The organism is Vibrio sp. S234-5 (genome assembly GCF_000960595.1).
GTDB lineage: Bacteria > Pseudomonadota > Gammaproteobacteria > Enterobacterales > Vibrionaceae > Vibrio.
Map to the genome: position 1 here is coordinate 1 of NZ_JZAM01000280.1, position 462 is coordinate 462.

1 protein-coding gene and 1 pseudogene are annotated in these 462 nt (G+C 46.1%); both read left to right on the forward strand.

The annotated features are described in order from the left end of the window. Positions 1-139, forward strand: a pseudogene (locus UF06_RS17745) (Fe-S cluster assembly transcriptional regulator IscR); the annotation flags it as partial. A 28-nt stretch (positions 140-167) separates the two neighbouring features. Next, positions 168-462 (forward strand): aminotransferase class V-fold PLP-dependent enzyme (locus UF06_RS17750; RefSeq protein WP_045571635.1); only part of this gene is annotated, 295 nt, incomplete at its 3' end.

Here is a 462-nt window from a genome sequence, read left to right on the forward strand (position 1 = left end):
CATCACTCTTGGTGAGTTGATGACAGACAATGAAGTGCTAGAAATTTCTGATCGTCAGGATATTGATCTGGCGGTAACTCATGGGCTTTCAAACAAAAATACAACAGCCGCGCCCATCGGTGTAAACGTCCGCTCTTAGCGGCCAGCATTTTACATTGGAGTAGAGAATGAAACTGCCGATTTATCTTGATTATTCCGCTACATGTCCAGTTGATCCTCGAGTTGCTGAAAAAATGGTTCAGTACATGACAATGGATGGCACATTTGGCAACCCAGCTTCACGTTCGCACCGTTACGGCTGGCAGGCAGAAGAAGCGGTAGATACTGCTCGTGAGCAAATTGCTGACCTTCTAAATGCAGATCCTCGCGAAATCGTATTCACATCTGGTGCGACAGAGTCTGACAACCTTGCGATTAAAGGTGCTGCGCACTTTTACTCGAAAAAAGGCAAGCACGTAATCA